Annotated in this window: 27 protein-coding genes and 1 riboswitch; of the genes, 15 read left to right on the top strand and 12 right to left on the bottom strand. The window is 61.7% G+C overall.

The features are described from left to right. Position 1: 1 nt before the first annotated feature. The 4 genes from ACIQUG_RS08160 to ACIQUG_RS08145 are packed head-to-tail and all read left to right on the top strand — an operon-like array spanning position 2 to position 6,351. A complete protein-coding gene (locus ACIQUG_RS08160; RefSeq protein WP_402319493.1) occupies positions 2-3,880 on the top strand; it encodes a phage tail protein in 3,879 nt (1,292 codons plus the stop codon). Beyond that, positions 3,880-5,421 carry a hypothetical protein gene (locus ACIQUG_RS08155; protein ID WP_402319490.1) on the top strand — a complete coding sequence of 514 codons (1,542 nt, stop codon included), beginning with the start codon at positions 3,880-3,882 and terminating at the stop codon, positions 5,419-5,421. The genes ACIQUG_RS08160 and ACIQUG_RS08155 overlap by 1 nt, the downstream gene beginning before the upstream one ends. 11 nt (positions 5,422-5,432) lie before the next feature. Continuing rightward, positions 5,433-6,116 carry a hypothetical protein gene (locus ACIQUG_RS08150; RefSeq protein ID WP_402319488.1) on the top strand — a complete coding sequence of 228 codons (684 nt, stop codon included), beginning with the start codon at positions 5,433-5,435 and terminating at the stop codon, positions 6,114-6,116. A 1-nt stretch (position 6,117) separates the two neighbouring features. Further along, positions 6,118-6,351 (top strand): hypothetical protein, encoded by a 234-nt coding sequence (locus ACIQUG_RS08145; RefSeq protein WP_402319486.1) that lies wholly within the window; start codon positions 6,118-6,120, stop codon positions 6,349-6,351. Here the strand turns inward: ACIQUG_RS08145 and ACIQUG_RS08140 are convergent. Continuing rightward, positions 6,348-6,668, bottom strand: coding sequence for a hypothetical protein (locus ACIQUG_RS08140; protein WP_402320630.1), 321 nt, complete (start codon positions 6,666-6,668; stop codon positions 6,348-6,350). The genes ACIQUG_RS08145 and ACIQUG_RS08140 overlap by 4 nt on opposite strands. 228 nt (positions 6,669-6,896) lie before the next feature. On the opposite strand from ACIQUG_RS08140, the gene ACIQUG_RS08135 reads away from it, so the two are divergent. From ACIQUG_RS08135 to ACIQUG_RS08110, 6 genes are all read left to right on the top strand, one after another. Continuing rightward, positions 6,897-7,781, top strand: coding sequence for a chitinase (locus ACIQUG_RS08135; protein ID WP_402319483.1), 885 nt, complete (start codon positions 6,897-6,899; stop codon positions 7,779-7,781). 1 nt (position 7,782) lies between these two features. Further along, positions 7,783-8,019: a hypothetical protein gene (locus ACIQUG_RS08130; RefSeq protein WP_402320682.1), complete on the top strand. Its 237-nt coding sequence runs from the start codon at positions 7,783-7,785 to the stop codon at positions 8,017-8,019. Next, positions 7,910-8,143 carry a hypothetical protein gene (locus ACIQUG_RS08125; protein ID WP_402319480.1) on the top strand — a complete coding sequence of 78 codons (234 nt, stop codon included), beginning with the start codon at positions 7,910-7,912 and terminating at the stop codon, positions 8,141-8,143. The genes ACIQUG_RS08130 and ACIQUG_RS08125 overlap by 110 nt, the downstream gene beginning before the upstream one ends. After that, positions 8,143-8,517 (top strand): DUF1515 family protein, encoded by a 375-nt coding sequence (locus ACIQUG_RS08120; RefSeq protein WP_402319477.1) that lies wholly within the window; start codon positions 8,143-8,145, stop codon positions 8,515-8,517. Before ACIQUG_RS08125 ends, ACIQUG_RS08120 begins: the two co-directional genes overlap by 1 nt. Positions 8,518-8,713: 196 nt before the next feature. Continuing rightward, entirely contained in the window at positions 8,714-9,454 is a 741-nt protein-coding gene (locus tag ACIQUG_RS08115) for a TIGR04255 family protein (protein WP_402319475.1), read from the top strand. Continuing rightward, complete coding sequence (locus ACIQUG_RS08110; protein ID WP_402319471.1) at positions 9,451-10,014, top strand: hypothetical protein; 564 nt, start codon at positions 9,451-9,453, stop codon at positions 10,012-10,014. Before ACIQUG_RS08115 ends, ACIQUG_RS08110 begins: the two co-directional genes overlap by 4 nt. 492 nt (positions 10,015-10,506) lie before the next feature. Here ACIQUG_RS08110 and ACIQUG_RS08105 read toward each other — a convergent pair whose 3' ends face one another. The 4 genes from ACIQUG_RS08105 to ACIQUG_RS08090 form a co-directional block, all read right to left on the bottom strand. Next, a complete protein-coding gene (locus tag ACIQUG_RS08105) occupies positions 10,507-10,989 on the bottom strand; it encodes a thermonuclease family protein (protein WP_402320627.1) in 483 nt (160 codons plus the stop codon). A 512-nt stretch (positions 10,990-11,501) separates the two neighbouring features. Continuing rightward, positions 11,502-11,672: a hypothetical protein gene (locus tag ACIQUG_RS08100; protein ID WP_402319469.1), complete on the bottom strand. Its 171-nt coding sequence runs from the start codon at positions 11,670-11,672 to the stop codon at positions 11,502-11,504. Then, a complete protein-coding gene (locus tag ACIQUG_RS08095) occupies positions 11,669-11,896 on the bottom strand; it encodes a hypothetical protein (protein WP_402319466.1) in 228 nt (75 codons plus the stop codon). The genes ACIQUG_RS08100 and ACIQUG_RS08095 overlap by 4 nt, the downstream gene beginning before the upstream one ends. A gap of 255 nt (positions 11,897-12,151) precedes the next feature. Further along, the gene (locus ACIQUG_RS08090; protein ID WP_402319463.1) at positions 12,152-13,225 is read right to left on the bottom strand and encodes a hypothetical protein; all 1,074 of its coding nucleotides are present in this window, start codon (positions 13,223-13,225) and stop codon (positions 12,152-12,154) included. A gap of 574 nt (positions 13,226-13,799) precedes the next feature. On the opposite strand from ACIQUG_RS08090, the gene ACIQUG_RS08085 reads away from it, so the two are divergent. Continuing rightward, positions 13,800-13,982, top strand: a complete 183-nt coding sequence (locus ACIQUG_RS08085; protein WP_402319460.1) for a hypothetical protein — start codon at positions 13,800-13,802, stop codon at positions 13,980-13,982. A gap of 101 nt (positions 13,983-14,083) precedes the next feature. Here ACIQUG_RS08085 and ACIQUG_RS08080 read toward each other — a convergent pair whose 3' ends face one another. Then, positions 14,084-15,313, bottom strand: coding sequence for a glycosyltransferase family 4 protein (locus ACIQUG_RS08080; RefSeq protein WP_402319457.1), 1,230 nt, complete (start codon positions 15,311-15,313; stop codon positions 14,084-14,086). Between the two features lie 807 nt (positions 15,314-16,120). On the opposite strand from ACIQUG_RS08080, the gene ACIQUG_RS08075 reads away from it, so the two are divergent. Together ACIQUG_RS08075 and ACIQUG_RS08070 are read left to right on the top strand one after the other, a co-directional pair. Continuing rightward, on the top strand, positions 16,121-16,474 hold the full coding sequence (locus tag ACIQUG_RS08075) for a hypothetical protein (RefSeq protein WP_043624570.1): 354 nt from the start codon (positions 16,121-16,123) through the stop codon (positions 16,472-16,474). Between the two features lie 185 nt (positions 16,475-16,659). Next, a complete protein-coding gene (locus ACIQUG_RS08070) occupies positions 16,660-17,676 on the top strand; it encodes a glycoside hydrolase family 26 protein (protein ID WP_402319453.1) in 1,017 nt (338 codons plus the stop codon). Between the two features lie 157 nt (positions 17,677-17,833). On the opposite strand, the gene ACIQUG_RS08065 is transcribed toward ACIQUG_RS08070, so the two are convergent. From ACIQUG_RS08065 to ACIQUG_RS08055, 3 genes are all read right to left on the bottom strand, one after another. Beyond that, positions 17,834-18,073 carry a DUF982 domain-containing protein gene (locus tag ACIQUG_RS08065; RefSeq protein WP_034791960.1) on the bottom strand — a complete coding sequence of 80 codons (240 nt, stop codon included), beginning with the start codon at positions 18,071-18,073 and terminating at the stop codon, positions 17,834-17,836. 278 nt (positions 18,074-18,351) lie between these two features. Then, positions 18,352-19,074, bottom strand: coding sequence for a GntR family transcriptional regulator (locus tag ACIQUG_RS08060; protein ID WP_402319450.1), 723 nt, complete (start codon positions 19,072-19,074; stop codon positions 18,352-18,354). Positions 19,075-19,187: 113 nt separating this feature from the next. Beyond that, entirely contained in the window at positions 19,188-19,982 is a 795-nt protein-coding gene (locus ACIQUG_RS08055) for a DUF1194 domain-containing protein (RefSeq protein ID WP_402319448.1), read from the bottom strand. Positions 19,983-20,129: 147 nt separating this feature from the next. On the opposite strand from ACIQUG_RS08055, the gene ACIQUG_RS08050 reads away from it, so the two are divergent. After that, positions 20,130-21,473: a glucoamylase family protein gene (locus tag ACIQUG_RS08050; RefSeq protein ID WP_402319445.1), complete on the top strand. Its 1,344-nt coding sequence runs from the start codon at positions 20,130-20,132 to the stop codon at positions 21,471-21,473. A 20-nt stretch (positions 21,474-21,493) separates the two neighbouring features. Beyond that, a complete protein-coding gene (locus ACIQUG_RS08045; RefSeq protein WP_402319442.1) occupies positions 21,494-22,345 on the top strand; it encodes a ferric iron reductase in 852 nt (283 codons plus the stop codon). Positions 22,346-22,386: 41 nt separating this feature from the next. Here ACIQUG_RS08045 and ACIQUG_RS08040 read toward each other — a convergent pair whose 3' ends face one another. The 3 genes from ACIQUG_RS08040 to ACIQUG_RS08030 all read right to left on the bottom strand — a co-directional run bounded on the left by ACIQUG_RS08040 (position 22,387) and on the right by ACIQUG_RS08030 (position 24,550). Next, a complete protein-coding gene (locus ACIQUG_RS08040; RefSeq protein ID WP_402319439.1) occupies positions 22,387-23,181 on the bottom strand; it encodes a CbtA family protein in 795 nt (264 codons plus the stop codon). A 197-nt stretch (positions 23,182-23,378) separates the two neighbouring features. Continuing rightward, positions 23,379-23,555 carry a CbtB-domain containing protein gene (locus ACIQUG_RS08035; protein ID WP_034791966.1) on the bottom strand — a complete coding sequence of 59 codons (177 nt, stop codon included), beginning with the start codon at positions 23,553-23,555 and terminating at the stop codon, positions 23,379-23,381. A 40-nt stretch (positions 23,556-23,595) separates the two neighbouring features. Continuing rightward, a riboswitch (cobalamin riboswitch) is annotated at positions 23,596-23,859 on the bottom strand. Further along, positions 23,858-24,550 (bottom strand): TetR/AcrR family transcriptional regulator, encoded by a 693-nt coding sequence (locus ACIQUG_RS08030; RefSeq protein WP_402319436.1) that lies wholly within the window; start codon positions 24,548-24,550, stop codon positions 23,858-23,860. Its footprint overlaps the riboswitch before it by 2 nt. Between the last annotated feature and the right edge of the window lie 14 nt (positions 24,551-24,564).

Genomic DNA, 24,564 nt, shown 5'->3' with positions numbered 1-24,564 from the left:
CATGCGTCTTTCCGTTCTGCTGCTGGCGGGCTGGTTCCTGCTGGCAACGACCTCCCATGCCTATGCCGATCCGGTTTCGGCTATCGTCGGCATCATCAGCGCCGTCGCCAAGATCGGCACGATCGGGCAGCTCGTGCTTGGTGTCGCGCTCAAGGCGGGCATGTCGCTGCTGGCGCGTGCCCGCTCGAAGCGCGAGGAGCAGCGTCCGGCCGGCGTCAAAGGCTCGATGACAGTTGGCGGCGACAATCCGATGTCGTTCATCATCGGCACCTATGCCACGGCGGGGCAGCTTGAATACGTCAATTCTTACGGGCAGGCCGGCAAGACGCCGAACGCCTACCTCGTGCTGGTGATCTCGCTCTCCGACCTGCCGATTGCCGGCATGTCCAGCACGATCTGGATCAACGGCGAGAAATGCACGATCGACTGGAACGCGGCGCCGGCCGAGGCCGGTTATCCGGTGCTTCAGTATCGTCAGGGCGGCAAGGATCACCTTTGGGTGCGGTTCCGCGACGGCACGCAGACAGCCGTCGACCCGTATCTGTCGAGCACGTTCGGTGGCGATGCAACGCGCCCGTGGCTCGCGGACATGATCGGCCGCGGGGTCGCCTATGCGATCATTACCGCACGCGTAAACCGCGAGGTGATGACCAGCCCGCCGCGCTGCAAGTTCGTGCTTCAGGGCATCAAGTTCTATGACCTTCGCAAGGACACGACGGCCGGCGGCTCGGGTCCGCATCGCTGGGGCGATCCGTCGACCTATGAGTGGAGCGACAACACGAAGGTCGCCCAATACAACCTGCTTCGCGGCCTCTCCTATAACGGCGAGTGGTTCTATGGCGGTCAGAACCTGGCCGCCTTCCAGCTTCCGGCATCCAATTGGATGGCGGCGATGAACGAGTGTGACCGGCTGGTCGCCGTCGCCAGCGGCGGTACGGAAAAGCAGTTCCGCTGCGGCGCCGAGATCGTTTTGAACTATCAGCCGATCGAGGCGATCAAGGAACTCGACAAGAGCTGTAATGGCCGCACTGCCGAGCTTGGCGGCATCTACAAGACCATCTGCGGCATGCCGGGGCTGCCCGTCTACGCGTTCACCGACGAAGACATCGTCATCACGAGCGAGCAGCAGCAGGATCAGTTTCCGGCGCACGAGCAGACCTATAATGGCGCGCATGCCAACTATCCGGAACCGGCCGAAGACTGGACCACGAAGGACGCCCCGCCGCGCTACAATGCGACCTATGAGGCGGCCGACGACGGCCAGCGGCTGATTGCGGACCTCTCCTATCCGATGGTGCCCTATGGCACGCAGGTGCAGCGGCTGATGTATGCGGCGATCGAGGAAGAGCGCCGCTTCATTCGGCACACGGGCACCATGCCGCCGGAGGCTTGGCTGCTGGAACCGCTCGACCCGATCGAATGGACCTCCGTGCGCAACGGGTACGACAGCAAAGCCTTCCTCATGGGCGACATGGACGATCTGCCGGGCGTCAACCAGGTGGTGGCGTTCCGCGAGATCGACCCGGCAGATTATAGCTGGTCGTCGGACAAGGAGCTGCCGGTCTCGGTCGGCCCGACCGGGCCGATCGTTCCGCCGCCGCAAGTGATGACCGGCTGGGCCGTAGAGCCCTACGAAAACGCGCGCCGGCCATCTATCAAGGTAAGCTGCTCGCCGGATCAGGATGACGTGAAGAACGTGCTGGTCGAGGTTCGCCTTAAAACGTCGCAGGAAGTGGTCTACCAGAGCGAGGCTATTTCGTATGCGCCACCCTATGCGTGGGTTTTACCGGGAACATTCCTTCCGAACACGCAGTATGAGGTGCGCGGCAGGTTCGTGCCGTACTCAAATCGGCCAACCGAATGGTCGGACTGGAAAACCGTCACGACGCCGAACGCTCTGATCACCGCCGTCGATATCCTCGACAACTCGATCATTGCTCAGAAGATCGCCGACGCCGCCGTAACGGCCGAGAAGATCATGAACGAGGCCGTGACGAGCCTCAAAATCGCCGAGCGGGCGGTGTCGTCGGCGAAGATCGCCGTTGGAGCCGTCACCGAGGAGCTGGTCGCGAACGGCGCGATCTCGGCCGGCAAGATAGCCGAGCAGGCGATCGGGCTGACGAAGTTTGCCGCCGGCATCACGCCGGTCGAGATCATCTCTGGCGCGCTCCCAACGACCGGCAACTTCGAAGGTCGGCAGGCGTTCTTCAATGGCAAGCTTTACCGTTTCACGGGCGGCAACTGGACGTCCGCGACGTCCGCCGGCGATGTCGTCGGTCAGATCACCGGCACCCAGATCGCGGATGACGCCATCACCTCGCCGAAGATTGCCGCGAACGCCATCACGGCTTCGGAGCTTGCGGCCTTCTCCGTTGTCGCCGGCAAGGTCGCGGCGGCGGCGATCGGCGCGACCGAAATCCAGGCGGCGGCGATCACGGCCGAAAAGATGGCCGTCGGCAAGGGCAAGAACCTGCTGCGCAACACCGAGTTCTATGGTGCCTGGCAGGGCTGGTTGACCTGGAACCAGAACGGCATCGCCAACCGGGCGTTCACCTTCAACCTCGCAGGCGACCCATGGGCGCTGGCGACGCAACCGCGCACCATGGTGTTGGGCCAAAACGACGCCAATGCGGACCCGAGCATCCTGCAGGTGGCGACCGGGAAAACCTTGTCTGTCATCCCCGGCAAGCGCTACGAGGCGTTCATCTTCGTCGCCGCCCACCGGTGCCCCGCCTACATCGGCATTTCGTGGTTTGACGCCTCGGGCAACTTCATCACCGAAAACGTCTCCTCGGGTTACAGCGGCTCGTTTGGCGGGACGGCGCTCTCTGGCTACTACCAGCTCGGGCTGATGGCGACCGCGCCGGCCAATGCAGTCGTCGCCGAACTCTACATCCGCAAGCAGCCGACGGTCGCGGGCAATGCCAACAGCTATGTCTTCGTCGTGCGACCGTATTTCGGCGAGGCCGGCCCTAACCAGATCGCGTATTCCGATTGGGAACCTGGCGGCTTCACCTTCATCGGTCCCGATTACCTCGCGACCGGCGCGGTGATTGCCGACAAGGTTGCTGCAGGGGCGATCACGACAGAGAAGCTGAATGCGGCCTCGGTCACCGCCGATAAGATCGCCTTTGGCGCGATCACCGGCGACAAGATCATGGCCGCTGCAATCACCGGCGAGAAGATTGCTGCCGGCAGCGTCGGCGCCAACCATATCGCCGCCAACTCGATCACAGCCAAGCAGCTCGTGCTGACGGACTTCTCCAACATCATCGTCAACGACTTCGCGACGGGGCTTACCGATGGGTGGACGCTCTACGGCCAGAACAAGGGCATCTTCAACAGCGCCTCCGAGGCCGGTGCGGATTATGGCGCGTGGCGCGTCTATGGCGACGAACGCAACGTCGCGATTTCGGCGGTCTATCCCTGCCAGGCCGGCGACGTGTTTTTCGCCTCTGTCTGGTGCTGGAATTGGGTGTCGACCTATCCGGCCTATCTCTCGATCGAGTTCATGGACGAGGCGGGCGGCTCCTCGCACTTCGCCACGGTTTCCTCTGTGCCGGCGAACACCGGCTGGGTGAAGCTCAGTGGCCGCGTGACCGCGCCGAGCGGTAAGAGCAAGATGCGTATGTTCCTGATCACCGATCGGCCTTGGGGCGTCTATGGAAATCCGGTCCATTGGTCGAAACCGGTTCTTCGCAGGGCGGCGTCGGCCGAGTTGATCGTCGACGGTTCGATCACTGCCAACAAGCTGAGCGTGAACAGCCTTTCGGCTATCTCGGCCAGCTTCGGCGATGCCTACTTCTCGGGCGTGGCCCGTAGCGTCAATGGCAAGCTTTTGATCGACTTCAACACTGGCGGGATTGAGGGCTTTACCTGATGGCGCGCTGGCGAATTGGCAACGACTACACCGGCTCGGCCGCCGTCAAGGTCATGAAGAACAACGCCGATGATCCGTATTCGACGCCGGACAACGAGCGCTGGAAATTCCTCTACAACAGCAAGCTTCCGAAAGTGAACATCGCCGACATGGAGCTTTGCAACGTCATATCGCGGCCGGGGCTGAACGACGGCGCGGTCTATAACTACCACCCGGCCGGCTCCGGGCCGAGCAACTTCCAGAAATTGGAGGGCTCTGGCGGCGGCATGAGCGAGTGGTTTTACCGCAACTCGGCATTCCCAAACCTGCGCTACAACGTTCCGCTTTTTGACTGGAAGGCCAAGAAAGGCGGCGGCAGCAATCGCTATAACCAGCAGATGGTCCATTGGACCGACAGCGGCTCCTACTATCGCGGCCAGGGCGGGTTTTATGCGGTCGGGAACTACGCGCAGGTTGGCTGGGTCGAGGGTTTCACAGGTTCGGTCAGCCAGTACGGTACAATGGCCTACGGAGCACTGACGAGGATTACAGCACGCGATACCATCGACGCCTTCAACAAGTTCCTGTCGCGCGACAAGCGCCTGATCGTTTGGAACCTGCCGGGAAACAATGTCCCCCTGGACGAAGCCTCGCCGCTCGCGCCAAACGGAACCAAGACCTTCAAGATCACGCCGCAGGCCCTCGTCATCGCAAAGCCCGGTTTTCACGTCGACTCGGCGACCCCGGCGCAACTCGCGATCGACACGTCGCGGATCCCGGTGAAGGTGATTGCCGCTGCAGACATCCCGCTTCCCGCTGGCGTCAGCTTCTATGAAACCGGCATCCCGCTTCCGGACATGGTGGCGCTGGATGTCCACTTCTATAACGGCTCGGTGATCAACTACCCTTCATCGTCGGTCGATCTCGACTTCGGTGCGGAGTACTGGTTCGACGGGACCAAGATCTATTTTGCCGCCAGCCAGGCCATGCGGGCGCGCTTCTACCTCTATCTCGAAGACAACAGTCCGCCGACGAGCGGCGGCAACAGAGTTTGGCGCACTTTCACTGAGAACGGCGTCGCCGTCTTCCAGCTACTTCGGCCCGGCTCGGCCAATCCGCCGAACTGGAACGACATCTACGTCGATACGCGTTGGCCGCAGGTGCAGATCCTCGCAGAGGGCTACTTCAACGTCGCCGCCGGCAACGACGTGATCGTTGACGTTCCTTTCGACGGAACCGGCATGTTCCCGATGGTCAAATATCTCACGGCTCACGGCGGCGGTTCCTACCAGACCCTCGGCTTCACGGTCAGCGGCTCGTGGAACGCCATGTATCGCCTGCCGTTCGTGAAGCGGCTGAAGTACATCTACAACGGCAACCAGTACCATGCCGGCGAAAGCACCTATTGCGAGCTGACGCAGAACAACGTCCGGTTCCATACCTTCCGGGGCAATGTCGGCGATTACTATAATCGTGGCGACAGTCCCGGAAACTGGCGCACCTCAGGCGCCTACGCCCCCATCGGCATCCGCTACTACATCTTCGGCATCCCCCAACCCTGAAGGAAACCAGCATGTACAGCATTGAAAGCAACTACAACCCGATGATGGAGGCACTTCACGCGGCGATGGCGGCCGGCACTATCCATCGCTCGATGGCCGCCACCGCATGGTGGCTCGGCCGGCAGCAGATCATGAACGAGCGCGAGTACTGGTTCCAGATTGCTGGCCGCGTCACGGCGCTGCTGCCGGCGGCCGATCGGGACGCGATCGTCGCACAACTCGGCAAGCAAGAGGACGCCTTTGTCGATAACCCGGTGTCGGACTGGCCGGCGCTGCCGCCAGCGCTGGCGGGCCTGTTCACCTCGTGGGACCCGGTTCAGCCCGCTCCGGATCTCGTCGCGCTGCGCGCCGATGCGATCGGCAAGATCGACCGCGAAGCCGAAAAGTATCGGCAGAATTTCATCACGCCCGGCTCCGGTCAGGTCATGGCCTATCAGCAGAAGCTCGCCGAGGCGCGTGCGGCCGTTGCTGTCCCGCCGGCACCCGAAGCCGAGATCCCGCACATCGTCGCCGAGGCGGCGATCGACGGTGTCACGGTCGCGACAAAGGCTGCCGAAATCATCGCGACCTTTGAGCAATGGCAGACCGTCTCGGCCGGTATCGAAGCCAAGCGTCTCGGCGCGAAGAAGGCTGTCGCCGAGGCGACCACGGCCGAGGCGATCATTGCTGCCGCCATCGTCGACTACGGAGCGTAATATGTCCTCTCTCGCGGCATCCCTGAAGAAACAGCTGGCGCTCGCGCTGGAAGAGAATGAGCGCCACGCGACCAGTCTGGACACGGTCGTCGCCGCGTTGAACGAGACGTTATCGGCCCTCGAAAAGCACGAGCCCGATTTCGTCATGGTTATGCGGGCGCGATTTGGGGCGGCGCAAGCGTCCCCGACTTGGCATGAGACAAGTGAGGCGGCGCTCCCTTCAGGGCAAGCCTAGCCTGCATACTTGATCAAAAGGGCCACGACTGCGACGACGCCGGCCGTGGGCCAAAAGTCCGTCGCCTGGTCCCAACTCCATCGCCACATCAAATAGCCTTTGAGGTGTGGCGGTCGCATCTTCACGCTGGTCTCATAATCGCGTTTCTCTCGGCCGTGAAAGTGACCGGCCGAGAAGGCGAGGCCGAGCAAAAATGCTGTCTTAGAGGGAAAGGCGACCATAAACAGCACGGCGACGATCACGGCCATAACCAGAGCTTCGACGATGTGGCCGAGCCAATCCCAATGCTTCTGAATGTAGTCCCAATCGATCTTCATTGGGATTGAACGAACTTCGGCCGCCGACGTTCCAATTAGATCGCTCGCGTCACCACCTGCGCCGCGACCGATACCAGCAGGGCCGCCAGTGCGACGGCCGTTCCAAATCGCGCGATCTTCATCCGGCGCCCGCGAGCGCCATTCCAATCATAGCCCATCATGTTCCCCCAGCCGGCATCATGCCGTGCTTGGATGGTGGCCTGTTTTCCTAACGAAGAGGTAAATTCGATGAACCGCGAAACGTTCTTCGCCTATGCGAAGCGCGCACCCTTTGGCGTGAGCATGAAGCAGTCTCAGAAGGATGGCATGATCGCCATCCTCGACGAGTGGGATCGGCGCCAGTCGACCGGCAAAGTGATCGACAATCGCCATCTCGCCTACATGCTGGCGACCGTCTTCCATGAGACCGGCGCCATGATGCAGCCGGTGACGGAGAACCTGAGCTATACCGCAGAGCGCATCGCCGAGGTGTGGCCGACCCGCCTTCCGACGATCGCCAGCGCCAAACCCTTCGCCCGAAACCCGCGCAAGCTCGCGAACAAGGTTTATGGCGGCCGGATGGGCAACACGGCTCCCGACGACGGCTGGCTCTATCGCGGCCGGGGCCTGCCGCAGATTACCGGCAAGGAAAACTATGAGAAGTTCGGTCTTGCCAAGACGCCGGAGAAGGCGGCCGAGATGGCAACCGCCATTCGCATCCTCTTCGATGGCATGATCAAGGGGCTCTTCACCGGCCAGAAGCTCACCGACTATTTCAACCAGGTCGACAACGATCCGGTCGGCGCGCGACGCATCATCAGCACCGACAAGGCGAAGCTGATCGCCGGGTATTACCGGAGCTTCCTCGACGCGCTCGAGGCGGCCCGATCGCCGGCCGAAATCGCGGACGTTAAGCCGGCAGCGGCGGCGGCCGACGACGTGCCGGCCGGGAAGAGCGGAACGGTGGTGACCACTGTCGGTGGCTTGTTCGGCGGCGCTGGTCTTTCGGCGGTGCTGGGCGTCAACAATCCCTACGCCGCCGGCATCGCCGCGCTGCTGATCGTCATCGGCTCGATCGCCCTGTTCATGTTCGTCACCGGCCGCTGGTCGGTGAACCGCGCGCCGGCCCGCTGACATGTGGCCGCGCTTCGTCGTCAGCGGGCTCGTGCTCGCCGGCATCACCTGGCTCGTCATCGAGATCCGCGCGGACGGCGCGCAGTCCGTCACCACCAAGATTGAAAGGCAGAACAATGCGAGCGGTGATGCAGCGAGCAATGCTCGCAGCGATTTTGACCTATGCCTCGATCGGGGCGGCGTGTGGAACTACGGCGCCGGCAAGTGCGGACGGTCTCCGGCGCGTGGTCGGCACTGATCTCATCGGCGCGCGCGGGGCGACGCCGGCAGATCAGCGGAAGATTGACCGGACCGCCGTCGGCATCTGCGCCGCGGCGATCTGGACGAAGGCGGAATGTACAAGACACGGGGAACGGGGCTGATGGCACCAGCAGACATTGATGCGGCAGTGCACCGCCAGCTTGGCGAACTGGCGGCGGGGATGCGAGCCCTGCAAGACACCATGCGCCGGATAGAGGAGGGCGCCGACCGAGCGGAGGACAAAGCCGCGGAGAGCCGTTCTGCTGTCCATCGCCGGATGGACGAGCTTGTCGCCCGCGTCGGACATCTCGAGACTTCTGCCGCGACTATCGTCGCCGACGTGGCGGAGATGAAGCCGGTAACCGATGACGTGCGGCGGTGGAAGCTTATGGGAATCGGCGCGCTCGGCGTCACCGGCATAGCAGCAATGGCGCTCGGGGTCAGTTTCGCCGAGGGAGTTAGGCGGATCGTTTTCGCTGTCATGGGAAAGGGCTAAGGACAGCTTGCAAAGGAAGCCGCTGGCAGCTTGCGGGCAGATGAGGGTCGATCAACCTCTATAAGTTGCAGTTTGATCATCATCGCCGTTTTTTTTCACGCAATCAAAATTCGGCGGAACGCTACGAGTTGACGCACCGTCCGCACAAGCTTAGCCAGTTCAACGTTGCAACGTTAGAGTTCTAGGGTCGTCGATTATGACCGCATATGCAAAACCACCGATCCTGGAAGCCGTGTTGGAAATCCAGTTCTCTTCCGATCCACTGTCAAATCGAGATATGGAGCGATTGGCCAAAAAGCTTGAGCGGAAATACCCGCACAGCGAGATCATGCGCGACTACACTTTCAGTTTGAAAGTCAATTCGGAAGGTGTCGCGAAGGAAGCTCGTCCTGACCTTGTGCAGCAGTGGTACAAGTGCATTGGTAACGACGCTTCAGATCTTTGCAACATTCGCCCAAAAAGCCTGGTAACTGCTCGTCTCACACCCTACCTTTCATGGGAAAAGCTATTCGAAAGCTTCGAGGCTGATTTTGAAGTGTTTCGCAAGGTGTGCGGGTACAAGAAAATCACGCGTTTTGCTACGCGGTTTATCAATAGGATTGACGTATCGTCCGATGGAAGTGTTCCGGTCGATCCGCGTCGCTACTTGAACTTGTATCCAAGCGCGCCGGGTGTAGACTACGATTCGCTTGCAACTCACTTTGTGAAGTTACAACACGTCGAACCGTCGGGGGCCTCCGTTATTCTGCAGGCTGGGCAGCTAGATCCGGTCCTAATTAACAAAGCCTCGATGTTGCTCGATATCGACGTCTTTGTTGACAAGGATATACCGGTTAAAATTGATGAAGTGTTGGCGAGCCTAAATGCTCTTCGAAATGTAAAGAACCGCGTATTCGAGCGGTTAGTCACTGACGAGGCAAGGATGACTTTCAGATGATCGAGCAGGGGCCAGAGGCTTCTATCGGGGCCGGAGCGAGTTACGCTCTGAAGTCCTATGAAAGTTCAAATCATAACGACAAGCCAGGCCCTGTTTCCTCTCGGTCAGGCTTTACTGACATGGGCCCTCCTCTTCCGCACGTCGCTATGGACTTTAAGGTGGCGACAGCGCAGTACGCCATGTATTTGTCGTTTGAGGATCGCGCCAGATTGTTTGCTGAACTCGACTATCTCTTAAATCCGGAAGGATGGGAGGAAGATGATGATTTACCCCGAAAGGCATCTTACGTAAACTTCCTAAAATGGCTTGTGGAAGCTCGGCACCTGGATTGGTCGTCTCTCGGATTTGATGCGGACGGAAATTTGCTCTGCGCATATGTGGGTGATGGAGGCACGGTTACTGCGGCGTTTCTGCCTAGTCCAAACGTCCACTGGACAAGTGATTTTTCGTCGGACGATGGGAACGAAATAGCGGCAGGACAGTCGCCGCTTCGCTCGTTTGTTCCCACATCGCTGGCTCTCTTGGCGAGGATCCATGGCCCTATCGAACATCCCCGATGACCACCATGTAGTTCGTGTATGCCCCCGGAATCGCGTCATTCGAAAGGACGGAGTAGCTGTTGGGGTCCATCCGCAACTCTATAAGCTGCGAGAGGAAAAACCCGACAGACCAAAAGAAACGTATCTCTCAACTTCCTACTTGGAGTTCTATGAGGGGGATCGAAAAAGCCGCTTGCGGGCTTGCGCCAGTAGCTCAAGTTTCCGTGTTGGCGCCGAAGACTTCATGGTGATTTTAAACGCGGGAAACATCAAAGAGATCGGGAAGAGCTACAAACTAGCCATTCGGGTAGTCCATGACACGAAGAATCGTAACCCTGCTTATGCACAAGTCATTGGCACACCGGACGATCCCGCCCACGCGATGTTAAAGGCGTTGGCCACTAGCAAAGTATCCACTTTGTATGCGGTCACTGCAATAAACGACGACAACAGCGTAATAGCGTAGACTAACTCCCCGCAAATATTGGTGAAGATAAGGGGCCGGCGGCCGGCTCAATCGCAGCTAGGTTCCCGCTTCCAGCGCTTCGCCCGCACCTCGCAGGGCAGTTGAAATTCTCCCCGCCAGATCCCCAGCCCGCCCGCCTGCGCCGCGCGCTGCGCGTCTGCATACGCCCCTTTGCTGTATCGCGGCCAGTCCAGAGCGTGGCCGTTCTCAACGAGCCAGCGGTTCACGTCGGCGCCATCGGCACGAAAGCAAGTTCCTATGCGGCGGTCTCGATCGTGGCCCGCTAACTCGCACCGGGTCGGCCGAGACGCAGCAAGGAAGCGATCGAGCGCCAGGGCGGCCGCATGGCCGCATCGGTAGCTGCCTCCATCGCCATCCTGGCACCGTTGCCAACTTTCCGGCGCATCAATCCCACTGAACCGCACCCTGGTTTTTCCGATGTCGATCGTGTCCCCGTCGATGACGGATGCTCGACCTGTGATCGAGCTTCCGGCGCCGGCCGTCGAGACCACCAGGAGACCGCCGACCATCGCCGCAACCAATTTCTTCACACAACTCACCGCTTCAACCTGCCGATCTTGATCTTGTTGCCGCTCTTGTTGCTGCATTTCGTGCAACGCATCCGCAGCGCCAGCGCCAGGATCGATTGCGTCCTCCCGAAACGGCGTACCAAAGAGTGTCGATCCAGATGTTGCTCACGGCCGCAGCGTTTGCAGCAGCAAAATAGCTCGTACCACTCTGGAAGGTTTGCAAAGGTAACTTCCTCAGGTCTGCCGGCCGGCGCCGCGCTATTGCCGGCCGGTTCCTTCGGGAGGGCGAAAGCTCCGGTAGCGGATGCGCATAGCCGAGCCTGCAACGGTCACGGACCTGGTTCTCGGTCTTCGTGCATCCGTTGGCGCGCGCGATCCGGGGTAGAAGGCTGGGCATGCGTTCATCGCCTATACGGTCCAGAAGGGCTTTGGCGTCGTACTGCTTCTTGAGCCCGCACTCGCAAACCACCTGGATTTTCAGCACGAACTCTGACAGCCACCAGGCATCGTTTTTAGGCATTGCTCTTTTCACCGTCTTCGCGATGGGCATAGCAGTACCACTGCGACTGCCCCTTGCCGGAAGCAAAGCCCCATCCGCCCCAATCCCTGCAGCCCAGGTGTTCGCAGAGATGCACCCAAGGGCCTGAGGTCGACTTCTTTGCGCCTGGTTGCTCGTCGCTCATCGCTGGCCGTCCACGGAGCGATCAAGGCTGGGTCGCCAACCCCGGGCAAAGCCGACACTCATCGTTCCTCTCGCGAAGGCCAGTTGCTGGCGAAGGTGCTTGCAGTCATCGAGCAGTGTTCGAATGGTGGCGTCCTTATCTCCTAGGTGCCAGGCGAGGGCAGCGGCAAGCTCGTCGATCGGTTCCACGTCCTCAGTTTCGGTGCGTTGCTGTGCGGCGGACATGGCTTCTCCTTCTCCGGCAGGCGCCAGAGTACTTCAATTGTCGGTGTCTGGTTGACGGCGATGCTCGCCTTCGAATGTTCTTATATTGTTCTCGTGCGAGGCGAGAGTCAACGCCGAGAAATAGGGAGGCCGTCAGTGGACTGCTGGCGCCTTCGGTTTCCTGATGACCACGCCGGCCGCCTCTTCGAACATCGTGGCCTTCGCGTCGAGCGCGAACCAATGGTTATGAGCCAGTTCAATCAGGGCGTCGGCAGGCTAGCGGGCAAATGTTTGCCAATACAATTCGAACATTTGTTTGCAGGTGACATCGTGTTCGATGGTTGCTTCGTTTCTCCAGGAGCCACCGCCGATCGCGCCGTAGTCCAGCTCAAAAAGCCTGCCGATTTTATGGCGAACTGCCAATGCGTCCTGACGCGAAATCCCTTTGCCAGTTGAATAGATTAACTTGCGGGTCGGCTGCTTCGTTTCCTCACCTGAAAACAATAGCGTCATGTTCTCAGGGGTGAACCCGAAGCCCAGGAAAATCAGTTGATGGGAGTAGGCAATTGCGCTGCGAATTCGCTTCAGCGTCTCCACTTCCTCTACTCGCTCTGTGTACGTTTTGAGACGCTCAGCCCAGGACCATATTGGCGTTTCGTTGGTAACTGCCGCTCCAAATGGAGTTTCGTACTCACCCGGGCGTGCAGAGCCGGGGAGCCTACCCAGGGTTCCATAAGGATGGATTATGTCCATATCCTCAACGATCTGGTGAGCCTCCTCGAACGAAACGCCGTAGCTTTGTGAGATGGCGTGCATCAAGTAATGCTCGATGCAGCGATCGTAATTGAAGCAAATGATAGTGACGTCGCGGCCGACGTTGCTGGCTTCACGCACTCCGGTGAACAATTGCCGCGCAAATGGTTCCAGCCAAGTGTCCTTCATTTGCCCAAGCTTAAAGAGCCCGTTTTCACTTTCGAGCAGAGCGGCGGTAAGAGTGGATTTAGCCTCGGCTTGCGCTATGGCGCAACCGATTTGAATTTTGCCTATTTCCGCCACGTGCTGGTTGTCATGATGCCGATCGATGAACGCGTCTATCGAATTGTAAAGGTAGATTCGAGTGCGAATGAGTTGGAGCGCCTCAAGTCTGGCGTCGATTTCGGCCTGCGAGTACTTCTTCTTGAGGTGATATGAAAGCAGCTTGTCGTGGGCGGTTGAGTTCGCGGCTCCCCTTGCCAGCTGGGACATCTGCGCGATTTGTTCTCTAAGGCCGCTACCAATGGGGAAGGCGCCCGGGCCGTACTCGGCACTCGCGCCAGCCCCGATGACAAAAACTGTCTTCTCTTTAAACATCGCCTCTCCTTTGGGCCGGCGCCCAGTTGAGGAGACCACTAACTCAATCGGTGGTCGAGTTCCATATTCTTTGGAGCCAATTCAACTGGCGTCCAGGCCGCGTGCCCCACGCGGCGGCAAGCTATTGATTCGAGGCACTTAGCTTGCTCCGGCATGCGGCACCATTTCAAGCCACGGAGCGACGGATCGAGGAGCGGGGGGTGAGACGGTTCAGCGCTACCATGGATCTAGCAAGAACAACCAGGACGTCTCCGCGCTCGGCGGCAAGGTCAATTTACCCAGGCACGGGTTTTACGCCATGGAAGAGACGATCGAGCGGATCGTCAGCGTTTTCCAGCAGACTGCACAATGCGTCAAAGTGTTCAACGCGCCGATCAACGGGCTTTTGTAAAAAAGCAACGAAAACAACATTAGGTTAATTAAGTTGCGAAATTCGCGCCGCTTGCGAAGGTGTGAGGCCACCTGAAAAGTCAATGTTTATAGGCGTTCCCTCATTATGCATTGCATGTCCTTGCGGATATGCGACCATGCGCAGCAGCAGCAGCCTACTGTTTTTTGAAAGCAGAGGTGCGCGATGGAAAAAGTCACAGACTCCCTCACTATTGAAATCCTCGGCCTCAAGGCAACTGCTTTGGGAATTTACCCCGTTTCCCTATTGATCCTTTTTATGGCTGCGGTGGTCCTGAGTGGGGCCTTCGTTGGCCCTGCGAAGCTTTCGGTTTGGGCGAAGTGGGTGGCTAAGTGGTTGGCCAAATGAGGTTCGCCAGAAATCGAGAACATTCACTGAACAGCGTTGGCTAACCGATTCGGTAGCCAATTGATTTCGCTTGATCTTCGCAGGCCCTCCGGGCCCACCACTCAAAAAATCCAGCTTGTCATGTACATCCAGCTTGCCAGTTCGCCTGAAACGGGCACGCTCGGCTGCTTGGTCGCGGCTTTGCGGGTGGGGGAGTGTTCCAGTGCTGACAGGGCGATCGCGTCCCATTGGGTAAGGATATGATCGGCGTCGTAGCGCCTGACATTGGCTTCGGCGTTGGCGGAAAGGCGGGCGCGGAGGGGCTCGTCGGCCATCAGGTTGGAGAGGGCGGCGGCCAGGGCGTCGATGTTGCCGTTTTCGACGAGGATGCCGTCTTCGCCTTGGGCGATCATGTCGGTCGGGCCCCAATCGCAGGCGAAGGAAACGACGGGGAGGCCTGCGGCCATGGCTTCGAGCAGGGCGATGCCCCAGCCTTCGTAGCGGGACGACAGGACGAAGAGGTCGGCGGTTTCGACCCAGAGGCCGGGTTTCGGCGTGACGCCCGGCATTTCCACTCGCTCAGCAAGGCCAAACGCGTCGCGCTGGGCTTCCAGCGCTTTTCTCGCTTCGCCTTCACCCCAGATGACGAGCTTCCATTCCGGGTGGTCGGCGGCCACCTTGGCGAAGGCTTCGAGCAGCAAGTCGAAGCCTTTTTGCTCCGTCAGCCGGCCGACGGCGGTGAGCGCATTGTTGCCGCGCTTCTTTTGCCAGCCGGCGGGCAGGTTGATGGCATTGGCGATCACCCGCCCGTGGCGGCGGACGTCCGGCGGGAAATAGTCGAGGGCCCCCTTGGTCATGGTCACCAGCGCAAAGGCGCGCGGGTAGAGGCGAAGCTGCAGCCATTTCCAGAAGGGGCCGAAGGGCTGCACCGCCGGGTTGTTGCGCTCGGACACGATCACCGGAAGCCTGAGGCCCCGTGTTGCAAGAAGCGTCAACACGTTCGTGCGCGTCAGGAAGCTCAGGACGAAGTCGGGACGGGTGCGGCTGATGGTCGAGCGCAGCCGGTAGAGCCTTCTTGCCACCAGCCAGGTGGCGCGCAGCTTGCCGGCCTTCTGGGCCGGCACGTCGAGCCGCTCGATGGCGACGCGTGGATCGAGCCGGTAATAGGGGGCGGAGGTTGGCGCTTCGAGCGTGATCACCGTGACAGCGCAGCCGAGGCGGGCCCAGTGGCTGGCAACGAGGCTGACGACGTGCTCGGTGCCGCCGGCGCCGAGTGCGGAAACGATGATGGTTATGCGCGCACCAGCGATGCCGGCGGCTCCGACGATGTCGGTACCCGTGCCCTGATCCAATTTGGATTGCCCCTCGCTCTCCCCTTTTTATTATTAACAACTCCTTAAATTCGCGCAATGGGACTTTCGCAGTGTGGTAAACACGCAGGCGCGAAGCCTTTGCGGCTTCCTGGCCGTCCGGGTCAGGGGGCGGACCTTGAAAAGTTCTCAACCCGTGGGACGATTGCGGGCGCCGAGCGTCTGCGGCGCGCGCAGGAGGAGGGGGAGGTCTCGGGCAATGCCGGCCGGCAATGCGCTTGCGGCGAAGGGCCACAAAAAAATGCCCGCGGGAGGCGGGCAGTTTTGGAGTGGGCGCATACGCTCAAACATGTTGCGCCTCGCTCCAAGGTGGCGGTCAGAGGTCAAGGATCTGTAAATGCGCGGTAGCTAAAAATGGGGAATGAGTGAATCCGTCGTTCCGACGGCCAGCCGTGCTGCGGATTTCGCTGACGCGCCGGCGGCGAGGTCGATTTTTTTGTCAGGGGTATCAGCCGTGGCGTCAGCCGGAGATTGCCACCGGGCGTGGTGGTGCGGAAGCGGCGGAGACGGATCGCCGTTCGCCGATGGCGCGATGCGGCCGCCTCGGCAAGCCTTTGCTTTTGCGAAATTGTTTCGCTGATAGCCGACGCCGATGTCGTGCGCCTGTTGTCCGCAAGGCGCCGACGTCCGTCAGCGCGTGGCGAAAGTGGCCGGCACAACCATGGCGGAAAACGCCGCGAAAGGAATTTTTAATTTAAGCAATGAATAATGAAGGAGGGGGTTGAAGATCGCCGCCTTTTCGCCCTATGGAAGCCCCGGGCGGCTGGACCGCTATTCGAAAGGACGTTTATGCGAATCAAATCCGCATGTGCCGGCGCAAGCCGCACCGCCGTTTCGGGTTTCAAGTTTCTCGTACCGACAACATCAGTTCTCAGCCTCCTGCTTCTGTCCGCCGGCTGCTCGTCGACGGTCATCAGCGAAACGCCGCTGTTTGCTTCGGGCCATTCGAGCGCCTATGCGAGCCCGGCGATCAAGGTTCGCAAGGAAGCGAAGGATCTGAAAGTCGCCGAGGCGGACGAGGATATCGTCGAGCCGGCGCCGACGCGCAGGCGCACGACCGCCTATCTCGGCCGCGCACCCTATATCTGCTCGCCGAGCGGCTTCGGGCGCACGTCGCACTGCTTCCTGAGAGCATCGCTTTAACGGCCTTTCGCGTTCGGCAAGCCGGGCGCAGCCGATCATGGAGACTGCGTCGGTCGACAGCCGTAGCGGTCCTTTTCGCCATCCGGGCATGATGCCCACGGCCTCGCGGTCGCACAGGTTTCCAGCGCGCAGCAAGCCATGTCTGATTTCATGCGGTGCCACATATGGCCCGCCGGAGAATATCGTTGCCTATTGCAGTTCCAAGATCGGTCCTGGGCGCTGGCGCGCTGGTGCTTCTGGCGGTTGCCGGAGCCACGCCGGCCTGCGCGCAGGATGCCATCGACGGTATCGACCGAACGATGACGACCGCCGCCATCACGCCTGAGGCAAGAGGGCGGGACGCGCGCACGGTGGAGATCGGTGTCTACGACCCGCACGACGCGGTCGCAGACAGCGACGCGCTGACGCTCGAGCATGTCTTCGTCTACTGGCAGAAACCGGATCGGGCGCAGCTGAAGCGGAAATTCGCGAACGCGGCGCGACAGGGGCGGGCACTGATGCTGTCGGTCGAGCCCTATACCCACGCCGCCGACTGGCGCGCCGGTGGCAACCGGCTGTTTGCCGATATCGGCAAGGGCCGCTTCGATCGCGAGATCACCGACATTTGCACGCGCGCCGCCGATTTCGGCGGGCAGGTCTACATTCGCTGGGGCCATGAGATGGAGGAGCCCGGCGAGCGCTATCCCTGGGCGCGCCGCGACAGCGAAGGCTACAAGGCGGCGTTCCGCTATTTCGTGCGCAAATGCCGGGAACTGGCGCCGGCTGCACGCTATGTCTGGTCGCCGAAGGGGCACCGCAATCTCGCGGCCTATTATCCGGGCGACGATGTCGTCGATGTCGTCGGCATCCCGATCTGGGGCCTGCAGAAGATGGACGTCGACTATTGGGGCCGCGAGCGCCGCTTCGGCGAAGCGCTGAAAGAAAAATACCAGCGGGTATCGGGCTTCGGCAAACCGGTCATGATCGCCGAACTCGGAGTATCCGGTTCGGCCGATTACAAGCGTGCCTGGTATGCCGAAATCCTCGACCAGCAGACCTATCGCCGGGCCTTTCCGCTGCTGACGACCGTTGTCTTCTTCAACGACAAGGAGCCGTACAAATGGCCGCTCGGCTATGGCGCGCCGGACTGGCGGCTCGACAAGGCGGCGCTCAAGGCGCTTGCCGACCGCGGGCCGAAAGAAGCGGCCGAACTCGCGGACTGATCGCCGCGCGCGACTTTAAATCTTGCTGATCGCAGTAGAGGCGTCTTCGGTTGGGGCGACGCGCCGATCGTCCTTCGGCGCATCGTGAAAGCTTCAAACTCCGAGCGCTTGATGTGCCGGACCACGCTTGTGGTTCCGGATCATCCTGGTCGCCGGATCAGGCCAGCAACAGGCCCGATTCCCGGGCGGCGGCGGCAAAGCAGCGGCTCGCCCGGTCCGTACTCGTCAATCCATCCAGCGCATCCAGGCATCGCCTCAGGGCTGCGCGATATTCCCGTCCACGACGGCCCGGCCATTGCCGGAGCAGTTCCACGGCCTCGAACACCGTTCTGACCACAGTCTGCCGTCTTGCCGATAGTTTCAGGGGGATGGGCGTGGGAAAGAGTTTCTCGCTCATTGTATTCCTCGTTCACAGTCTTTTCGAGCGAGAGGGCAACGCGAGAGCGACGGGATGGTTCCACGTTGCTGGTCGATTTTTGTCCGTGTTGACGGCAACCGGCTCCTCTTCGGCTATGCGAGCGGGATCTTTTCGCGGGCGCATCTTCGCCGATGGCGGACGAAGGGACGTGCGGCAGGGAAGCGCCGTGGAGTTCGGACCGGTGTTGAAAGGTTTCGAAAATCCAGGCCCGGCGCAGGTTGTAGCCGCCTACCTGGAACACTGAGGCGCAAGCGGGATCAGAGTTCCAGCGCAGCCTTCAGGTCGGTCGATTTCAGAACGCGCAGGTCGAGGTCGGCTTCGATATGGTCGATGTGGTGGACCATCAGCCGTGCGGCTGCGTCGATGTCGCCGCGCTCGATGGCGTTGACGATCTCGTCGTGTTCGCTGTGGCCGCAGCTCGAAACCGTCGATTGTCCGTAAAGTGCAATGACCAGCGAGGAGCGGGCGACGAGTTCGTCCATGAAGCGGCGCAGGATCGCGTTACCGGAGAGGTCGGCAAGCGCCAGGTGGAAATCGCCCGATGCCTTGATCTCCGCACGACGGGCCGATTGGCCGCGCTGTTCGGTCAGTTGCCGCTCGGCTGCCAGCATGCGCCTGAGTTCGGCAATCTCCGCCTTGCCGATCCGGGCGGCGGCGGCGCGCACGACACCAGGCTCGATCAGCCGGCGGGTCGCAAAGATCTGGCGCGCCTCGTCGATGGACGGGTGGGCGACGAAAGCACCGCGGTTCTTCTCGACGTTGACGAGTCCTTCATAGGACAAAGCCTGCAGAGCGGCGCGCACCAGGGTGCGGCTGACATTGAAGAGTTCGCCGACGTCGCTTTCCGAAAGCTTGGTGCCAGGCGCAAGCCGCCGCTCGACGATCGCATCGCGCAACGTATCGCGGATATGCTGACTGCCGATGTCGGTGGTCGGGTCGGTGGCCAGTTCGGCCTGATGGGGCGTGGTGGTCAAGGACATGAATCGATCCGCGAAGCAACGCGCTATCTTATCGTCGGACGAGGCGAAGGGAAACGACAATCTGACGCGCAAAGGTTGCGTGCGATTACGCATGATCCTCAGGTCGGGGGAGGCTACTTGTCGAGTTCCGGATAGACCCGGTCGAGGAATCCGGGCCGCAGTTTCTCGCCGACCAGGCAGTCGGGGGCCGGGAAGGCATCGACATAGCGTATCCTCGGCGGCGGTTGCAGACCGCTGACTTCGAGCACCAGTTTCTGGCGGATCGCGATGGAGAAATCTTCGGGCTCGTGCACCGGCAGCACGAAGGAGCCGGGGCCGCCGATGACACATTCGGCATAATACTGGTCGAGCGGGCCGGTGGAAACCGACGGGCGGATGAGGATCGCAAGCCCGTTGATGGTGATGCCGCGCGCAATCGCGGTCTCGCGGGCCGGAAGCACCGGTGGGCCGATGTTGTTGGGCCCGTCGCCGGAGATGTCGATGACCCGCCGCACGCCGCTGTAAGCGTTGGAATCGATCAGTGCGGTGCCGTAGGTAATGGCGTTGGAGATCGAAGTGCCGCGCCGGGTCCCGACCGGGCGCTGCTCGATCAGCTTGGCGAAGGCATCCGCGTCGGCGGCGGTGTCGATCACCCGCCAGGCGACGACGGAGGATTCGTTCACCGTTCCAGCCCATTCGAAATAGCCGATCGCGATGCGGCCGAGCTGGCCGCTTTCGACGGCATCGAGAAAGTCGCGGTGCCGCAGCGCCTCGACATAGCCGGCCCGCTGGATGCGAGCCTCGTCGAGATCCATGGAGCCGGACATGTCGACCGCCAGGATCAGTTCGACGTCGACATTCGTCGCCTCGGCGGTCGATGGGCTCGGGCCACCACTCAATGAAAGGAGTAACGCCAACACGCTCAACATCGCTTCAACCAGTCATTGCGCGCGGTCAGATTAGAAGACTGTAACACAAGATTGGATTTCGGCGACCGTTTGGGTGTAGTTGGCCTTCACTAAAGAGTGATTTTGCCGGGTCATGCATGAGCCCGGATGCCGACCGGGAAAGGCGGGATGCAGCAGCGTAGCGAAAATACCGAGCGATTTCAGATCGATCGATTGCAGCAGGCGGCGTTCGGCTATTTCCTCGAACATTCCGATCCGGTCACCGGGCTGATCGCCGACACTGCGTTGCCGGGCGCGCCGGCGAGTATCGCTGCGACCGGCTTCGGCCTTTCCTGCTACCCGGTCGGCGTCGAGCGCGGCTGGCTTTCGCGCGGCGATGCGGCGCGGCGGGTGGTGACGACCCTGCGCTTCCTTGCCCAAAGCCCGCAGTCCTGCCACCGGCAGGCGACCGGCTATCGCGGCTTCTACTACCACTTCCTCGACATGCGGACCGGCGCGCGCGCCTGGCAGTGCGAGCTTTCGACCGTTGACACGGCGCTGCTGATTGCCGGCTGCCTGACGGCTTGCGCCTATTTCCGCCGCGACGACGCGGTCGAAGGCGAGATCCGTGCGCTTGCTGACAGGCTCTATGCGCGGGTCGACTGGCGCTGGGCGCTCAATCGCGGCGATACGCTGACGATGGGCTGGCGGCCGCCGGGGCGGTTTTTGAAACATCGCTGGCGGGGTTATAGCGAAGCGCTGCTGCTCTATGTGCTGGCACTCGGCGCGCCCGAACATGCGATCGAACCGGAGCATTATGCGGCCTATGCCGAGGGCCATGACTGGATCCCCGTCGAGGGCCGGCCGCACCTGCATGCGGCGCCGCTCTTCATCCATCTCTTCCCGCAGGCCTGGCTCGATCTGCACGCGCTGGCCGACCGACCGATGCGGGAGCGGGGAACGGATTATTTCGAAAATACCCGGCGCGCCATCGCGTTGCAGCGGGACCATGCGCGTTCCAATCCCGGACACTTTGTCGGATATGGCGAACACCTGTGGGGCTTCAGCGCCTGCCATGCGCCGCGCGGCCGAGTGCGCTTTCGCGATGGGCGCCAGCAGCGGCTTTTCGGCTATGTGAACCGCGGCGCGCCCTACGGCCCTGATGACGGCACGCTCGTGCCCTGGGCGCCGCCTGCCTGCCTGCCGTTCGAGCCTGAGGCGGCGCAGGCCTCGCTGGTGCATATGGCGGAGAGTTATCCGGGACTTCTGAACGAGGGGCGCTTTCCCGGCGGCTTCAACCCGAGCCTTGGTGGCGGCGGGCCGGAGGGCTGGATCGATGCGCGGGTCGTCGGTCTTGACCAGGGCCTCGTTGTCATGATGATCGAGAACTGGCGAAGCGGCCTTGTCTGGACGCTGATGCGCGGCATACCGGCGATCCGCCTCGGCCTTCAACGAGCCGGCTTCGACGGTGGCTGGCTGCGGCAAAGGGAGGGTGCGCGTGGCAATCCGCCCGCATCCAGCGCCAAGGGATGAGAATGGGCAACGGAGACGGCATGCGCTTGAACGACCACCGGCCGACAGCGGAGATCGCGGCGGCATTTGCGCCGCAGGCGCTGGCCGTCGCGGACCATCTGCGTGCCCAGTTTCCGGATGCTGCCGTGTCACTCGGGCCGGACAGCGAATTCAGCGCACCGGGCGACTTCTGGGCTGCGGGCAGCGCTGGGCTTGAGGCGGGGATGGCCTATCAGGATTTCTTCGGGGTCGGCATGACTGACCGGATCCGGGCGGCGCATCTGATCGCCTTCTATAGCCGCCAGCTGAGCGTAGTCCTCGGCGCGTTCCATCTCGGTGCCGGGCTGCAGCTGGAGGTCGCCGGCATTCGTTTCGAGGATTGGACGCGGCTTCACCGTGGCGCCGCAATCGCGGGCAAATGCTATCATTTTTGCCTCCAGCCGCCGGCGACGGAGCGCAAGGGTGGAGAGGAGGGCGTCAGAGCTTTCGAGCGGGGCTTCATCGCTCATCTGACGCCCGTCATTGCAGTTCTCAAGGCACGGACAGGGCTCTCGAGCGGGGCGCAGTGGCGGCTCGCGGCGGATGCTCTGGCTGGCGCGTTCCTCGAAATCGGCCGCGCGATCGGAGATGAGGCGCGCGGCATGGCCGAGGCGCTGGCGATCGTCAAGCGACCGGGCTCGCGGCTCTATTCAGATGCGCTTTGCTACGAGCAGATTGCGGCTGTCGATCCGGCAAGTGGTGAACACATTTCGCGCCAGTATCGGATCCGCTGCGGCTGCTGTCTCTATTTCAAGACGGAGGGCGGTAGCTTCTGCGACACCTGCGTCCTGCTGGAGCCGGAAGATCGCCGTGCGCGGCTGGTGACCCATCTCATGCAAAACGGCGGGGCCTGAACCCCGCCGTCGGTTTGCTGACGATCCGTGATCGGCGATCACTATGCTTTGACGAAGCGCTCGTTGATGAAGCCGGAGACGACGCCGAGCACGATCCAGAAGGCGAGCGTGGTGGCGAGTGCGGCAACCGCAAACTCTGCGCCGAGCACGGCCGGAACGTTGCTGGTGATGTCGAGCGGCTGCGGCGCACCGTAGACATGGGGCGCTGCGATCAGCACGAGGCCCGCGACCTTGGAGACGATCTCCTCGCGCAGGACGACGAGATAAAGGCCGACAGCCGAAAGCGCCACCGTTGCGAGCCACCAGGTCTGGCGGTCGCCCAGTTCGGCGGCCGGAAAGCCAGGCAGTTCCGGCGGCAGGCCGATCGCCGGCAGCATGTGCACGGCAAGCCAGCCGCAGGCGCCCCAGAGCGCGCCGTTCCGAAGCGTGATCGGGTAGCCGATCACCAGGCTGACGCCGGCGAGCAGCAGGCCGAAGCCGGAACCGGTCACGAGGTTCGCGATCAGCGTGCCGGAGAAGCGGCTCATGCCGAACATGATGCCGCCTTCCTCGTGCTCGCCCTCATGGGCATAGGCCGGCGTGATCGGCGACAGCGCGTCGAGCAAGGCGCCGAGCGGCGACACGGCTTTGAGCGACGAATGCTGGTCGTGGTTTTCCGCGGCAGGCTGTGCCGCACCCGGTTGGGCGGCGGGCTGTTCGGTGGGGGCCGGAGCCTCGCCTTCGAATTCTTCCGCATGCAGGATCAGCGGCGTGACGCGCAATTCCTGGGCGCCGGTCATGAAGACACCGGCAATCAATCCAGCCACGATCGCGGCCAGAAGCGTTCTGACAATCATCTTGAAATCCCTCGATAACGACAAAAGCCACGCGCTGCGGCGTGGTCCTTGAGCCTTCCCATTTTGCCTGTGCTGCGGATGGCTTTCGCACGCCGGAAAAACCGGGATGCACACAAGCCGACATCCGGCTCGGGCCGGATGCGTTCAGGTCCGCAGATTGTTCGATGCGGAACGTTGTTGACGTTCCGAGGCATCGGTCAGTGGCAGGGGAAGCCGTAGGAGTGGCGGGTGTCGTGCGCCGTGTCGTGCAGCACGGCCGAGTTGGCAAGGCCGGCGCCGAAGACGAGGAATGCGCCGATGAACAGCGCGATGACGCCAGCGGTCAGACGATCGCTGAGGGAGAGCGGGGTGCTCGAAATGGTAGACGTAGCCATGACAACCTCCGTGATGGCATCGGGAAATTCCCGGTTGGGCCCTATGCCCGCATCGAGTGGCAGGTTTCCTGGCTCACGGCGTTGGGCGGGAAGCCCTCGGTCTGCCTCGCCTTCCCAGTTCGGCCGCCCTCTCGCGGCCTTTCCAGTGGCTTCTTCCGGATCGCTCCGGAACGGCAAGATCGACGTCGCTCTACAGTCGCGGGGTCGGCCGTGATTTGAATGCCCAGAGTGGGTCCATCCGTCACGTTCCCGTTTACTCCCGAAACGCGTTCGCGTCCCGGGAACCAATCGATCCCAGATGATTAGGATTCTGTCATGGAGTTGTCAATTGAGCCTGCGCCGCCGCGCGGTCCATCCGCGACAAAATCCTTGATGGTCATGCGCTTGTAGGCCTCGACGATCTGGTCGCCCTCGGCGCGCTCGACCGAGACCGCAAGCCGCATGGTGCAGTCGCCGAGATGCATGATCAGGAAGGCGGCGCTGTCGATTTCCTCGCGCGGCGTCGCCGGCACAAGCCGGGCCCAGACATCGGCCAGCAGCTTTCCGCCGGCGCGGCTTTGCGCAAGGTCGATTTCGCGCAGCGCCTTGTCGGCCTGCATCGCCGACCAGATGTCGCGCATGACCGGCTCGGCGAGGAACATCTCGTAATAGATGTCGAACAAAAGCGAGAAGGCGTCGCGCAGCTCGGCGATCGAGGTCACCTTGGCCAGTTCGGCCGCGATGCACTCGTTGCAGACCGCATTGTAGCGCTCGGCGAGCGTGCGCACGATCGCCGCCTTGTCGGGGAAGTACTGATACAGCGACCCGATCGATATTCCAGCCTTTTCAGCGACTTCGCTCATGCGCATGGCGTCGCTGCCCTTTTCCTGGATGAGCGCCGTCGCGCAGGCAAGGATCTGCTCGACGCGCTCGCGACTGCGCTTCTGGCTCGGTGTCCGGCGCAGCGCAGGCTCGTCGTCAGCGGGAAGCGTGGCGGGACTTGCATCTGGAATCATGAGTAATGCTCACA

Origin of the sequence: Ensifer sp. NPDC090286 (assembly GCF_044769565.1) — a bacterium.
Taxonomy (GTDB): domain Bacteria; phylum Pseudomonadota; class Alphaproteobacteria; order Rhizobiales; family Rhizobiaceae; genus Ensifer.
This window is presented reverse-complemented; position numbering and strand designations above follow the sequence as displayed.